The organism is Cohnella yongneupensis (assembly GCF_042655785.1).
Taxonomy (GTDB): domain Bacteria; phylum Bacillota; class Bacilli; order Paenibacillales; family Paenibacillaceae; genus Cohnella; species Cohnella yongneupensis.
Window position 1 is genome coordinate 72,845 of the sequence record NZ_JBHSNC010000052.1, and the last position, 15,055, is coordinate 87,899.

A 15,055-nucleotide genomic window follows, 5' to 3' on the forward strand; every position below is an offset into this window, starting at 1 on the left:
TATCTAGATGAAACTGTGGTGCACATATTAGAAAAGTACTCCAAAATCCTTGTGAAGAAAGGAAGGAAAAGACTTTATATTAGTGCACATAAATATATGTCTGCACAAATTACGTAATAATCTCAATCGTCCCTATCATGTTCTTTTCCATAGTTGGTGACGAAGGAATCAATAACTTCTTTATAAGAGTCATACAGATTAGTACTTGATTTTATTGATTCAATCCTATGTTTGATCTTATCAGTTTCTGGTACCAAATCACTTAGATTTGTAAAGTTAAAAGTGATTAGGCTTCTTGATACATAATCACCCATTGTCGTGACGTGAGAATGATGTCTATACTTTTGTAAAAACTTTAATAACGAAACATCATCGCTAACTATTCGCTTAATATATAAATTCAAATCATCTGACTGATCCCATTCTTTCCAGCGGTACAATATGTACAAAAGATGGCTGTTTTCTAATAGTTCATTGTCGTTTGTATGTATCTTAAGTCGTTCGATGCATAGCTTCTTCAAATCTGCTAAGTGTTCCTCTGTTAGCAATTTTATTTTGCTATTTTGATTGGAAGGAGACTCCGTTGATATTTTGAGGAATATAGCATATAGCGAACTAGATTGATTAACTGCATCACGCAGTAGAGTATAATTTAATTCTTTATTGTTTTCTCTCTTTAGTAATTGATAAATTACACGCATAACGTCCCAATCTGAACCGAAATCTGCCATTCCTTTTCTTTCGCTAGGAAGAGAATCAGTGATATCAAGAAGTGGGACAATGATATTTTCAAAATATTGAGTGGGGAACTTGGTTTCATCATCCGTGTAGTCTTGAAATAAACCAAGCAGTTCTCGAATCTTTCCGTTTGCAATGTAGCATTGTAATTCTGATTCAAATTCATTCCTATCTCTGATTTTCTGCATTGCAGACTCTAATTCAAATTGACTTATCTGTTCACTCGATCCTTTGGGTAGATAAGCAAAATAACTGTCAAAATGCGTTGGTGAGCATACTCTAAGTTCTTTTGTCCAGCCAGATATCCATGAGTAACCGTACGAGGAATTACCATTCTCTATAACGCCTTGGAGCTGAGGGAATAATTGTTTAATTAATTCGGTCAAAGTATCCGAATTGGTCACTGCTTGGCTTGTTAACGCGTTTACGATAGAGGTTTGTCTTTGAGTATCATTCCGAGAATTATATTCTGATCTGGTGGATGTAAATAAATCTTTGTTTTGTCTCATAAAATTATAGAATCCTGGTTCGAAGATTCTTATGCATTCAATAGCAATAAAATCTACGGGATTAATTTCAATCGTTTCACCTGTATACATTTGTGAAATGTTGAATTCAAGACTGCTAATATAACGTTTGACGGTTCTTAAATTTTTAAGGTACTGCCTTACTCCAGAATGAAATATGTTGCCCCAATAGGCACTTTCGGAAGAAAAGAATTTTTCTACAGAGGAAGGTAAAGTAGATAAAATTCGATCTAAATGCATAAAGAGATACTTGTGTACATCGACGGTTCTTGCTTCAGGAATATCAAAAGTGACTTGAATGATTTTTTCTAGATATTTCGATCCTGAAACCCCTAGAGAATTATCTAGACTTAATTCAACAACGTGTCTATCGAATGATAATAAATATATGGTATTAGGAAAGTCGGCATTTACTTTAATCAAGCGGAATATCTCTTTTATTTCTCCGTTTGTTAATCTATCAATATCGTCAATAATAATGACCAATTTTTTATTGCGTTCTGCTAACTCGGCAGTAATTTCTTTTTTTAGATCTAATGCAGTTGGATTGCTAAATTTTGATTTTCCTTCGTAATATACAGACAGTTTGCTAAGAAAACTTTGAGCAACCTGTTTAAATAAAAGAGCGGCTCCCCCAACGAATAGTATCAACCGTAAAGTCTTATTATTAATGTTGAGCCAATCGGCTATTGAACTTACTGATATGCCCGCGAGACCCAAACCTATTACGAATTTATCATAACTTGATTTGATAATATTTTTCTCAGGAAATACATTGAGCAGACTCGCATATAACTTTAATTTATGGGCAATTTTTTTATCTTTGGCTGTTTGGTTCTGAATTTCAAGTTCTTTTGAAATTTCACCGAAAAAATGAGAAGTTATACTGTTTAAATCAGAATAGATCCATGGATTGAACGAAACTATTGTTGGAAAATCATCTGTATTGATGGTTTTAATTTGTGATAAAGCAATATTAATGATCGAAGTCTTTCCGACACCCCATTCACCATTAAGAGCTATGACAAGACTTTCTTTGTCTTTCCACTCACAGATAGCTATTGCTAAATGGGCAGAGAACTTCTTCCTATCTAGTAAATCTTCATTTTCTCTCATGATCGGGTTATCGCTAAGAAACATAAGATACCTCCCTGATAAAGTTCTATAAGTAAAATGGCACAGATCCCACGCTATGCAAGACAAGATTCCCACATATCAAATATACAAAATTCTCCAAAATATTTAAAGGTGAGTCGATAAATGCGTAAATAAATATCAATCAAACCTTTAAGATGGTAAAATATAATTGCCCATTTCTTTTGTTAGAGGGGCATCTTACGACCGAGAATTTCAGAGGTGAATTATGTGAGCATACATACAATGGACGGATATGAATTTGAAATGCTTATTTCTAATCTTTTAAAAAACATGGGATTTTCAGTTGAGATGACTCCCCTATCAGGAGACGGGGGTATAGATTTAATTGCTTATTCAAAAGAGCCAATTTTTAAAGGTAAGTATCTTGTACAGTGTAAACGATGGAATGCTTCTATTGGAGAGCCAGTGATAAGGGACTTATATGGGGTTGTGTTAAGCGAGAATGCTAATAAAGGGATTGTAATAACAAATTCAACGTTCACTGAAAAGGCGATTGAATTTGCTAATAACAAAAATATTGAGTTAATTGACGGTTCACTTCTTGTACAGTTATTGGACAAGCACAAAATAAACACCTTGAATTCAACTCAAGTTATTAAAAAGAGATTTGATGAATTTGAAAATTTTGATCGGGATAAATATCAATATCTAAAATCTAGAGTTGAAAATGACAGAAATGAAAAACAACATTATGAGTTATTGCGGGATTTTTACCAAAGCTATGTAGTTCAAACTGATCCTGTAATCATTAAAGCTGGATTACTCGATGAATATATAAATTTTAATGAAGAATATATTAAACGCTTTCTCAAAAAATCTAAAAAACTATTGGAAGAAAAGAAAGCTGTACAGTATATCAATGGTGTTTTGTATTTATTAAAAGGCAACTTGTTTAAATCTGTTGAGATTTTTCGTGATCTGCAGTTATTCGATAGAACGTCATTGTATATATTATTGGACAGGTATGGTCAATTTGCAGAACATAGAATGGCGGTTACTTATACAATTAAAAAAACCCCAAATAACTCGCCTGAGATCATACTAAAGAATTTTTATATGCTATTTACCGCTTTGGGGTTTAAATACGGTAAAAATAAAATCGGAACTTTGATTAACGATTCATATCAGTCACAACTTCAGAACTTCCAAAAGGACATGGGCACTATTTTTTTAAACAATAATCAATATCATATGGAAATGGCTCTATTTAAAGATATTCAAGAAGCCATATCTGATATCGATAATGGTAAGGATAGAAAGTTTCACTTGCCGAAGAATTACATTTTAGAACAAGACGCCTTCAATACAAAGGATTACTTTATTAAGATGAATTTTGACGAAAGTTGTTTTGTTACATTTGATCAATTGGTTAATGATTATTGGAATCACCCATCATCGGATCATGATGATTTAAAAACGCTTGAACTGTTATTCAAATAAATAATACATACACTAGTGTGGAGTTAGCTGTGGGATTGGGAAATATGGAAAAACGGCAACCATTGGTTGCCGTTTTAATTTCTGTTTCTGATTGGGTTTAACAATTCATTAACCAGTTGAGCCAAGTTACAGAAAGACACCATCACCTTATCAGGAATCTTCACACTATCCGATGTCGGCTTCACCTAAAGCAAAGTTTATTGGCTTCACTTAAGTCATCATCTACGCCTACACTCAGCGTATATATTCTTCTCGCCAAATCGCCAAAGCCTTCCGGGAGAACGTCATGTTCAGGTGGATTGCCGGCAGACAACGGCCGGACTTTCGCACCATTAATCGGTTTCGATCCGAGCGAATGAAAGTGGTTCTAGAGACCGTGTTCACCGCTGTACTCCAATTTCTCGCCGACGAGAAGTACGTTCAGCTTGAGCACTACTTTATGGACGGCACCAAGATCGAGGCCAACGCCAACAAGGACACGTTTGTTTAGGGAAGAGCCGTCGTGAAGCAGAAAGCCAAGCTGCAAGAGAAAGTCCAGACGTTGTTCTCGGCTATAGAAGAAGCTGAAAAGATGGACGAGCAAGAACATCGTGGGCTAGACTTACCCGAGCTCGGCGAATCAACAAGCCTCACGAGTGAAAAACTCGAAGCCGCTGTCAAGCGACTGGAAGACAAGCTGCATGAGCAGCCCAAAGACAAGCCGCTCAAGAAAGCGGTTCGCGAGTTGCGTAAAGATTTGCTGCCCCGGTTACAGAAGTACGAAGACCAGCAAGCGGTTCTCGGAGACCGGAACAGCTTCAGCAAGACGGATCCTGACGCCACGTTCATGCGGATGAAAGAAGATCATATGCTTAATGGCCAGCTTAAGCCCGGATACAATGTGCAAATCGGCACTGAAAATCAGTTCATAGTCGGCTACAGCCTTCACCAACGCCCTACGGATACACGTTGCCTCAAGCCTCACGTGGAGAAAGTCAAAGCTGCACTCGGCAGACTGCCCGGCACCGTTATTGCAGATGCAGGGTATGGTGGCGAAGAAAACTACGCCTACCTGGAAAGCGAACAGCTAGAGGCACTCGTGAAGTACGGCACTTATCATAAGGAAAAATCAAAGAATTGGCAGAATGACATTAGCAAGATCGATAACTGGGACTACAATGATGCCGAAGATACTTGGACGTGTCTGGCAGGGCGAATGCTCGTATTCCGTTATGAAAGCAAGGGAAAGACCGAGAGCGGATTTGAAATTCAGCACCGTCATTACCGCAGTACGAGCTGTGAAGGTTGCCCGTTGAAATCCTGTACGAAAGCGCAAGGTAATCGGGAAATCAAAGTAAGCTTGCGGTACATGCGATATAAGCAACAGGTTCGAGAGAAACTCCTAAGCGAAGAAGGATACGCGCTATCGGTTCGACGGATGATTGAACCGGGAAGTGTGTTCGGACAAGTGAAGAGTAACCGGAGCTTCCGACGCTTCCTGCTTCGCGGCTTGCCAAAGGTAAGCTTAGAAGTAGGTTGGCTTTCGCTTGCCCACAATCTACTTAAGAAGGCTGCAATAGACCAAAACAAAATGAAGATGGAGCAGATATAAACCCTGCTCCATCCTCATTTTTATTTTTTGCGTTGATTTCTTAGAATGAGCTGTCTCTACAAGTGAATTTTGGTCACTTTTGAGTCAGCCCCTTTCCGTATGTTGAGGCAATCGTCAAATAGCGTTATGGCATAACTTTATTCCGTGGAATGGGCGCATTGTGAAGTGAATAAGGTGATGGGATAACGTTATGTGCTCATTTATGTGACTGTTGGCGGGTAAATCGATACGATAGTGCTATCGAAAAACGCTATTCTGTCGAAATGGTGTGCGGCAATGCGAATAAGGTGATGGGATAACGCTATTACCTAATGTTAACCGTAGCCAATTAATAGTCCTCCGCCAACTCGTCGATCGTGCGCTCGAAGCTCGGGGCGAGATGCATGAGAAACCATTCCACTTCGGGCAGGTCGAGCTTCCGCAGCTTCTCTTCGCTCTGGCGACGAGCGGTCGCGAATTCCTTGTTGCCGGCGGACGTCTCGCTGATGCACTTCAAGTAAGCATCGAGCAGGTCTGCGGCTTTAAGGATTTTAGCAAGCTCCGGATTGTCGGGCTTGCGCGAGATCAATGGCGCGTACACATGACGTAGCTCGGGAGGGACGGTAGCGACGAGCCTCTCCGCGGCCAAGTCCTCGATTTCGCGGAAATTAGCGAGAATACGAGGGTTATGGTGCTTCACCGGCGTCGGAATATCTCCCGTAATCACTTCCGTGGCATCATGGAAGAGGGCGTATGCGACAACTTCGTCGGGATTGACGTCGCGGCCGAATATTTCCCGAGAAATGGTGCACAAAGAATGGGCCAACAGCGCTACGTGAAACGAGTGCTCGGCGACATTTTCCGAGGTCGTGTTGCGCATTAGGCTCCAGCGTTCGATATGTTGCAGGCGATAGAGATAGGCCAGATAATGGTTCATGGCGGATGGACTCCTTTTCTCCTAAACCGTGTCTATATGCTATTATAGTATTACAGAGAAGCAACGACTAGAGAGGAGAGCTTTACCTATTATGTCTATTTTCGAAGAAAGCATTTATAAACTCATCGTCGAAACGTCCACGAACCTTCCGGCGGACGTCCGTCGCACGATCGCGGCGGCTCGGGAGAAGGAAGACAGCGCGACGCGCGCGGGTTTGTCGCTTACGACCATTGCTCAGAATATCGATATGGCGGAGTGCAACGTCTCCCCGATCTGCCAGGATACAGGAATGCCGACGTTCGTCGTGCACACGCCGGTAGGCGCGAACCAAATTGTTATGCGCAAGGAAATCCGGAGCGCGATCGCGAGAGCGACCAAAGACGGCAAGCTGCGCACGAACTCCGTCGATTCGTTGACGGGCGGCAACTCGGGAGATAACCTCGGACCGGGTACGCCGGTCATCCACTTCGAGCAGTGGGAGAAAGACGAAGTCGACGTGCGCCTCATCCTGAAGGGCGGCGGCTGCGAGAATAAGAACATCCAATACAGCCTGCCTTGCGAGATCGAAGGACTCGGCAAAGCTGGCCGCGATCTCGACGGCATTCGCAAATGCGTACTCCATGCGGTGTACCAGGCGCAAGGTCAAGGCTGCAGCGCGGGCTTCATCGGCGTAGGCATCGGCGGCGACCGGACGACCGGCTACGAGCTGGCGAAGCAGCAGCTGTTCCGCCACGTCGAAGACGTGAATCCGATTCCCGAGCTCGCTCAGTTGGAAGCCTATATTATGGACAAAGCGAACCAGCTAGGCATCGGGACGATGGGCTTCGGCGGCAACGTAACGCTGCTCGGCTGCAAAGTCGGCGTGAACAACCGGTTGCCGGCCAGCTTCTTCGTGTCCGTCGCCTACAACTGCTGGGCTTATCGCCGTCAAGGCGTCGTGCTCGACGGGGAAACTCACGAGATTAAGAGCTGGGTATACGAAGGCGGATCCTCGGTTCCGATGAATGCGACGGCCGTATCCGAGAATGCAGCAGAAGCATCCGCCGCTCCGACCGAGCGACGCGAGATCGTGCTGCAAATGCCTTTGACGGAAGAAGACGTGCGCGGCTTGAAAGTCGGCGACGTCGTCATTCTGAACGGCGAAATGCATACCGGACGGGATGCGCTCCATAAGCATTTGATGGATCACGACGCGCCGATCGATCTGACGGGCGGCGTAATCTACCACTGCGGACCGGTTATGTTGAAGGACGAAGCAGGCTGGCACGTTAAGGCGGCCGGGCCGACAACGAGCATTCGCGAGGAGCCTTACCAAGGCGACATTATGCGTAAGTTCGGCATCCGCGCGGTGATCGGCAAAGGCGGCATGGGACCGAAGACGTTGAAGGCGCTGCAAGAGCATGGCGGCGTATATTTGAATGCGGTAGGCGGCGCGGCGCAATATTATGCGGAGTGCATTAAGCAAGTGAATGGCGTAGATTTCATGGAATTCGGCATTCCGGAAGCGATGTGGCATTTGCAGGTCGAAGGTTTCGCGGCGATCGTCACGATGGACGCGCACGGCAATAGCCTGCATGCGGACGTCGACAAAGACTCGAGAGAGAAGCTCGCGCAATTCAAAGACCCGGTATTCGTCTAAACCGGTTAATCGAACGTAAGTCGTCTATTGAAGGAGAAGCCCGCAGGCCATGACTAAATTTCGCTGGAAGCTTACCGCGCTCTTCATGCTTCTGATCGGACTCTCCGTATTAGCGGCGGGCATTCTGACCGGGAACACGTATACGAGGAACCATCAAGCCGCGCTGGAGGATCACATGATCAGGGAGCTGCGCGTATTGGACGCGATGGCTCCTTGGCCAACCGACGGCGATCAGTCGTCGCAGAGCGTCTACTTACAAAGCTTAGCGCAGCGATTCAAGGTGATCGCCGGCATGCGCGTTACCTACATACGCGCGGATGGCGTCGTGATGGGCGATTCCGATCATCTCCCCCAGACCATGGATAACCATCTTACCCGCAAGGAAGTCGCGGAAGCGATAGCAACCGGGACGGGCAGCAGTAAGCGGTATAGCGACACGTTGAAGATGAACATGCTGTATGTCGCTATAACGTCTTCCGTGAAAGACGCTGACGGAAAGCACGGCGTCATCCGGCTTGCCATGAGCCTAAGCGATGTCGAGGGAAGCCTGAACAAAATGTGGCTAGCGCTCGTTTTCGGCTTGTTCTTCTTATTCGTGCTTGCTGCGATCGTAAGTTACCGCGTGGCGCTTAGCGTAACGCGTCCGCTCGAGAAGATGACGTCCGTAGCGAAGCGCATCGCGAACATGGACTATGCGATTCGCGTGCCGGAAGGCGGCAAGGACGAGATCGGAGAGCTCGGGCGCACCTTGAACGCGATGGCGGGCAGCTTGCAAGGGCAACTCGACGAAATTCGCCAGAACGGCGCGAGACTGCAAAGCGTGCTCGACAACATGACCAGCGGCGTCGTCATGATCGGACACGATGGGCGCATTACGCTGTATAACCAACAGGCTGAGCTCTTGCTCGGCAGTTCGGCGCGCGAAAGAGTCGGCAGGAGTTATTCGGAAATCCGCTATCATTATGAGTTGCTTAACTTAATTCGCGATGGACTCAACATGCCGGAATTGGTGCACGAAGAGCTGACGGTGTACTATCCGGAGGAAAGACTGCTCCGGATCGGTCTCGTGCCGATGACGATGAGCGGCGAAGAAGAACCGGGGTTATTGCTCGTTATGCAGGACATTACCGCGATTCGCAGGCTGGAAAACATGCGCAGCGAGTTCGTCGCGAACGTTTCGCACGAGCTGAAGACGCCGGTGGCCGCGGTCAAAGGGTTCGCTGAGACGCTGTTGTCGGGCGCGATGGACGATCGGGACACGGCAATATCGTTCCTCACGATCATTAACGAAGAGAGCGATCGGCTCAACCGGCTTATCGGAGACATTTTGGAGCTGTCGAAGATCGAGTCCCGTCGTTCGCCGCTGCAATTTTCGCCGATCGACATACCGCATTTTCTCAACCGAATGACGGAATTGTTATACGCGGATGCGGCCAAGAAGTCGATTACGCTCGACGTGCAGTCGGAGCCGGAGTTGTTCTTGGAGGCGGACGAGGATCGTCTCGGACAGATGGTCATGAATTTGATGCAAAACGGCATTAACTATACGCCGGAAGGCGGCATGGTGAAGGTGCGCGCGGAGTTCGTCGCCGGAGAAGATGGAGAAGACTCGGATATCGTACGGATTACGGTATCGGATACGGGCATCGGCATTCCGAAGAAAGACATGCAGCGGATCTTCGAACGGTTTTACCGCGTGGATAAGGCGCGTTCCCGCAGCTCGGGGGGAACCGGTCTCGGGCTGTCGATCGTTAAACATCTCGTCGAGCTGCACAACGGGACGATCCGGGTGGAAAGCACGGTAGGGGTCGGCTCGCGATTCATTATGGAGCTTCCGATGCTGCATCAGTGATCCTGGCAAAACGTTTACATTCCGTTAACACTTTATTGGTGTTCCGTTTACATGGATATGATAAAACTAACATAACAAGTAATAGATGCGGGGCAGCCTGCTAGACCGGAGGTACTCATGTCGGACAAAGTGTTGATCATTGAGGACGAGCCGACGCTTGCCCGTCTCGTGACTTACAATCTCTCTCAAGAGGGATACGAGACGGAAGTGGTAGGTAACGGAGCGGAAGGACTGCATCGGGCGATACATGAAGCGTTTGCCGTTATTTTTCTGGATTTGATGCTTCCCGGGATGAACGGATTCGAGGTACTGCAAAAGCTGCGCCAAAACGGAGTAAAGACGCCGGTTATTATTCTGACCGCGAAAAACGCCGAAGAGGAAGTCGTGCAAGGTCTTAAGCTAGGCGCGGACGACTACATCACGAAGCCGTTCGGCGTAGCGGAGCTGCTCGCGCGCACTTCGGCCGTGCTTCGCAGATCGCGCAACGAGGATAACAAACCCGCGAAATCCGCGAACGGCGAGAAAATCATTACGTTAGGCGATCTTCAAATTTATCCGGACAAATACGAAGTGTTTCTGAACGGCCAATGGATCACATTGCGTCCGAAGGAATTCGAAGTGCTCCTTTACTTGGCCGAGCGGCCGGGCATCGTCATTACCCGGGACGATCTGATGAACGTCGTATGGGGCTTCGATTATATCGGCGGTCAGCGAACGGTCGACGTTCACGTCAGCTCGCTGCGCAAGAAGCTGGAGCTGAACCAGCAGACGGTGCAGATCGAATCGATCCGCGGCGTCGGTTATAAATTATTCATCAATCGCAAAGCAAGCTCTTCCGGCCGTTAGGCTGGGGAGCTTTTTTTATTTCATATCGGCTTCACCGAGTCTCCGTTGATTAGCCTGACGTAGATTCGCTCGGTCTCGACGGCCTCTCCGCCGAGCATCTTCAGCAGCTGTTCGGCGGAGAGAGCTCCCCACTTGCGCATCGAGTAGTCGATCGTGGCGAGTCTTGGACGCAAATATCGCGACAGCTCGATATTATCGAAGCCGATCAGATGAATATGCTTACCGACTACGAGGGAGGTATGGGTCTCGATATAGTCGAACAGTCCTACGGCCATCTCGTCGTTCAGACAGAAGACGCCCGCCGGACGATCGTATTCCTGTGCGATTAGGGACCCGGCCGCGAAGCCCGATGCCTTATCGAAAGACCCCGGTATTTCCGTTAAGCTCGCATGAGGCGCCCGTTCGATCGCTTGCCTAACGGCACGCATCCGTTGCCGGGCGTCATAGGAGCTTTCCGGTCCGCTTACGGCATAGATTCGCTCCAAGCCATGGGACAATAAGTGCTCCACGGCAAGCGTCGCTCCTGCTCTGTTGTCCAACAGCACCTGGTTGATCCGGGGATGGTGCAGCTCCCGGTCCAGCACGACCAGCTTATGGCCGCGGTTCGCGTATTCGAGCAGCTCCGCGTCGGGGAACGCCGCGTCGAGAATAATGGCGCCGTCGAACGTTCTCTCCGGAATCATCCGATGCGACCGTTGCCCGCTGCAGACGATGAGATCGTAACCCCTCCGATTGAGCTCCTCCTTCGCCCCTTGAAGCAAATCGCCGTAGAAGTGACCGTAGTAATCGGTTATGAAAATACCGATAAGCATAGACTCCCGCTTCTTCAGCATCCGGGCCGCCCCATTGGGCACGTAACCCATCTCGTTGGCAATGGAAGTAATGCGCTCCGCTGTCTCCTTCATGATCCGATCGCTGCCGTTCAGCGCGTAGGACACCGTCGATATGGACACTCCCGCCTTCTTGGCAATATCCTTAATGCTGACCACGAAACAACCACCTTGTTCCGTTCTATTCGTCCCGCACTTAATCGAAACGTTTGAATTCCCGCGATTCGACATGCCGCGTTTATAATTTATAGGAAACACGAGCTATTTACAACTAAAAATGAAGTTTGACGTGTATGGACGGTGGATTTATAATTATTGTAGAAACGTTTCGACGGATTGCTAACACCTAAGAGAGAAGGTACGCCTATCATGCCCACGCCTATCACCGGCAACCTTGCGCCAACAGGGGAGAAGCTCCCCTTGCACGTCTATCTTGAACGCATGACGTTAGAAGAGAAGATCGATCAGTTAATCCAGCTTGCCGTTCCCTTCTTCGAAGGGGCTTCGGAAACAGGCCTTATTACCGGTCCGATGGCCTCGCTCGGCATTACCGAGAATACGGTTCATAACGCCGGATCGGTACTCGGCATGGCCGGTGCGCAAGAGACGATCAACGTCCAGCGCAAACATCTAGAGAACAATCGCCTCGGCATTCCCTTACTTATGATGGCCGATATCGTTCACGGCTTCAAGACGATATTCCCCGTGCCGATCGCGATTGGATGCTCTTGGAACCTGGAGCTCGCGGAGCGTAGCGCGGAGATCGCAGCCAAAGAAGCGTCCGTCTCCGGCGTTCACGTGACCTATGCGCCGATGGTCGATCTCGTTCGCGATCCCCGATGGGGAAGGGTAATGGAGTCGACTGGCGAAGATCCCTTCTTGAACGCGGAGTTTGCCCGGGCGTTCGTACGCGGCTTCCAAGGAACCGATCTGACCCATGATTACGACCGCGTCGCCGCATGCGTGAAGCACTTCGCCGCTTACGGCGCGGCCGAAGCCGGACGCGACTACAATACCGTCGACCTATCGGAGCGGCAACTTCGCGAGTTCTACTTGCCGGCCTACAAGGCAGCGCTAGACGAAGGCTGCGAGATGGTCATGACGTCTTTCAATACGGTCGACGGCATCCCTGCTACCGGCAACGCTCCGCTCATGCGCAAGCTGCTGCGGGAAGAATGGGGCTTCGACGGCGTGCTCATCTCCGACTGGGGTGCAGTGAAGGAATTGATCGCGCACGGAATCGCGGCCGACGAGTCGGAAGCGGCATTAAAGGCGATGGTAGCCGGCGTCGATATCGAGATGATGACCTCTTGTTATACGAAGCACCTGTCCGACCTTGTGCGAAGCGGAGAAGTCGATGTGGCGCTAATCAACGAAGCCGTTATGCGCATCCTGCAATTGAAGGACAAGCTTGGCTTATTCGACAACCCGTACCGCGCCGCCGATCCGGAGCGCGAGGCGGAGATCGTGTTCAGCGACGCCCACCGCGCGGTCGCGCTCGAGCTTGCCCATCGATCCGCCGTGCTGCTGAAGAACGACGGCGTCCTGCCGCTCAAGCCGACGCAACGCGTCGCGGTCGTCGGTCCGTTCGCCCGCAGCGGCGATCTGCTCGGCCCTTGGTCGTGGACCGGCTCGCAAGATGCCGTAGTCCGTCTATCCGAAGCCGTACGCGGCAAGCTAACGGCGCCTTCCCACACGACTGTCGCCATAGGCTGCGGCATCGAGACCGAGGCGACGGAGCAACAATGGCTAGAGGTCGTTCAAGCGGCGCAAGACGCGGATGTCATCGTCCTTGCGCTCGGCGAGCACTCCGACATGAGCGGCGAAGCCGGATGCCGCGCGGACATTCGCTTGCCGCTAGCCCAGCTAGAGCTCGTTCGCCGCACGAAGGCGCTGGGCAAACCGATCGTCGCCGTCCTGTTCAACGGACGCCCGCTGGATTTGCACGGCGTATTCGAGGAGTCGAGCGCCGTTCTCGAAGCGTGGTTCCCGGGCTCCGAAGGCGGACAAGCCGTCGCCGACCTGCTCTTCGGAGATGCCAACCCTTCGGGCCGACTGACGATGTCGTTCCCGTTCAGCGTCGGACAAGTGCCCGTGTACTACAACGCCTATAATACCGGACGTCCCCAAGGCGCGCCGGATGCGCAAGTCCGTTACGTCTCGCAGTACCTAGACATTCCGAACGCGCCGTTGCTTCCGTTCGGTTTCGGACTTGGCTACGCGACGTTCGAATACGAAGGAGCCGCGCTGTCTTCGGATACGATGACGCCCGATCAATCGCTCTCCGTCTCGGTGCGGGTGACGAATACGGGGGCCGTCGCCGGCGAGGAAACCGTTCAGCTCTATGTCCGCGATATGTCGGGCGAGGTCGTCCGTCCGGTGAAAGAGCTGAAAGCCTTCCGCAAGGTCGCGCTGCAGCCGGGAGAAAGCGAAGAAGTCGTCTTCGAATTGAACGAAAGCCAGCTGCGATACTATCATTCCGATCTGTCCCACGCCAGTGATGCGGGCGCGTTCCTCGCGTTCGTCGGGCCTAACAGCAGGGATAACGCTTCGCTTCCGTTCCGCCTAGTCAAATGAATGGAATAGCGAAAAGCCCTCGGAGTTAATCTCCGAGGGCTTTCATGTAGGGAATGCTTCGACTATTCTTTCACGGCTCCGATAACGATGCCTTTAACGAAGAAGCGTTGCAGGAACGGATAGACGATCAAGATCGGCAGCGCCCCGATGAAGATCTGCGAAGCGCGCAGCGTCCGCTGGGACAAGTTGACGATAGCCGACGGATCAAACTTCGTCATGTCCGATTGTACGATGATCGTCTGCATGAAGCTGGCGAGCGGCAGCTTCGCCGAATCTTTCATATAGATCAAGCCGTCGAAGTACGCGTTCCAATGTCCGACCATCGTGAACAAGCCGACCGTGGCAAGCGAAGGCATGGAGATCGGCAAGTAGATGGAGAAGAAGCTGCGCAGATGTCCTGCTCCGTCGATGAACGCCGCCTCTTCCAGCTCCTTCGGCACCGAACGGAAGAAGTTCAAGAGCAAGATGATATTGTATACGGTGACCAATCCCGGCAAGATCAACGCGAACAAGTTATTGATCAGATGCAGCTTAAGAATAAGAATATAGCCCGGAATGAGGCCGCCGCTGAACAGCATAGTGACGACGAAGTACCAAAGATAGGCGTTTCGCGCGCGGAACACGTGGGTTTCCTTGGATAAAGCGTACGCCGCTATCGCGTTGACCATCATGCCTAGCACCGTGCCGATTATCGTCCGCTGTACGGATACCCAGAGAGACGCGAGGAAGTTCGTGTTCCGGAACGTCTTCTCGTATGCCTCGAACGTGAGCCCCTTCGGCCAGAACGTGACGAGCCCGCCGTTCGCCGCGGCGCTCGAGCTTAAGGACACCATTAGCAGATGGAACATCGGCAATAGACAGACGATCGCGATAATCGTCAGCAACGCGTTATTGAATACGCTGAACACGCGGTAGGTTAACGTTTTGTGATACACGAGGCT

Annotated in this window: 9 protein-coding genes and 1 pseudogene; 6 read left to right on the forward strand and 4 right to left on the reverse strand. The window is 49.3% G+C overall.

All coding sequences use genetic code 11. From position 1 onward, the window contains the following. Window positions 1-122: 122 nt before the first annotated feature. On the reverse strand, window positions 123-2,405 hold the full coding sequence (locus tag ACFPQ4_RS17750; protein ID WP_378113221.1) for a KAP family P-loop NTPase fold protein: 2,283 nt from the start codon (window positions 2,403-2,405) through the stop codon (window positions 123-125). 225 nt (window positions 2,406-2,630) lie between these two features. Here ACFPQ4_RS17750 and ACFPQ4_RS17755 point away from each other — a divergent pair, with 225 nt between their 5' ends. Both ACFPQ4_RS17755 and ACFPQ4_RS17765 read left to right on the forward strand, forming a co-directional pair. Continuing rightward, window positions 2,631-3,863 carry a restriction endonuclease gene (locus ACFPQ4_RS17755; protein WP_378113222.1) on the forward strand — a complete coding sequence of 411 codons (1,233 nt, stop codon included), beginning with the start codon at window positions 2,631-2,633 and terminating at the stop codon, window positions 3,861-3,863. A gap of 214 nt (window positions 3,864-4,077) precedes the next feature. Further along, a pseudogene (locus tag ACFPQ4_RS17765) lies at window positions 4,078-5,454 on the forward strand (IS1182 family transposase); the annotation flags it as partial. A 328-nt stretch (window positions 5,455-5,782) separates the two neighbouring features. On the opposite strand, the gene yfbR reads toward ACFPQ4_RS17765, so the two are convergent. Further along, window positions 5,783-6,370 (reverse strand): 5'-deoxynucleotidase, encoded by a 588-nt coding sequence (gene yfbR / locus ACFPQ4_RS17770; protein WP_378113224.1) that lies wholly within the window; start codon window positions 6,368-6,370, stop codon window positions 5,783-5,785. Window positions 6,371-6,461: 91 nt separating this feature from the next. On the opposite strand from yfbR, the gene ACFPQ4_RS17775 reads away from it, so the two are divergent. The 3 genes from ACFPQ4_RS17775 (at window position 6,462) to ACFPQ4_RS17785 (ending at window position 10,707) form a co-directional block, all read left to right on the forward strand. Then, window positions 6,462-8,009 (forward strand): fumarate hydratase, encoded by a 1,548-nt coding sequence (locus ACFPQ4_RS17775; RefSeq protein ID WP_378113225.1) that lies wholly within the window; start codon window positions 6,462-6,464, stop codon window positions 8,007-8,009. A gap of 49 nt (window positions 8,010-8,058) precedes the next feature. Beyond that, the gene (pnpS, locus tag ACFPQ4_RS17780) at window positions 8,059-9,861 is read left to right on the forward strand and encodes a two-component system histidine kinase PnpS (RefSeq protein WP_378113226.1); all 1,803 of its coding nucleotides are present in this window, start codon (window positions 8,059-8,061) and stop codon (window positions 9,859-9,861) included. 117 nt (window positions 9,862-9,978) lie between these two features. Continuing rightward, window positions 9,979-10,707 (forward strand): response regulator transcription factor, encoded by a 729-nt coding sequence (locus ACFPQ4_RS17785; RefSeq protein ID WP_378113227.1) that lies wholly within the window; start codon window positions 9,979-9,981, stop codon window positions 10,705-10,707. Between the two features lie 20 nt (window positions 10,708-10,727). Here the strand turns inward: ACFPQ4_RS17785 and ACFPQ4_RS17790 are convergent, their stop codons facing one another. Further along, complete coding sequence (locus ACFPQ4_RS17790) at window positions 10,728-11,696, reverse strand: LacI family DNA-binding transcriptional regulator (RefSeq protein WP_378113228.1); 969 nt, start codon at window positions 11,694-11,696, stop codon at window positions 10,728-10,730. Window positions 11,697-11,978: 282 nt separating this feature from the next. On the opposite strand from ACFPQ4_RS17790, the gene bglX reads away from it, so the two are divergent. Continuing rightward, complete coding sequence (gene bglX / locus ACFPQ4_RS17795; RefSeq protein ID WP_378113263.1) at window positions 11,979-14,114, forward strand: beta-glucosidase BglX; 2,136 nt, start codon at window positions 11,979-11,981, stop codon at window positions 14,112-14,114. A gap of 62 nt (window positions 14,115-14,176) precedes the next feature. Here bglX and ACFPQ4_RS17800 read toward each other — a convergent pair whose 3' ends face one another. Continuing rightward, the gene (locus ACFPQ4_RS17800; protein WP_378113229.1) at window positions 14,177-15,049 is read right to left on the reverse strand and encodes a carbohydrate ABC transporter permease; all 873 of its coding nucleotides are present in this window, start codon (window positions 15,047-15,049) and stop codon (window positions 14,177-14,179) included. Window positions 15,050-15,055 lie beyond the last annotated feature (6 nt).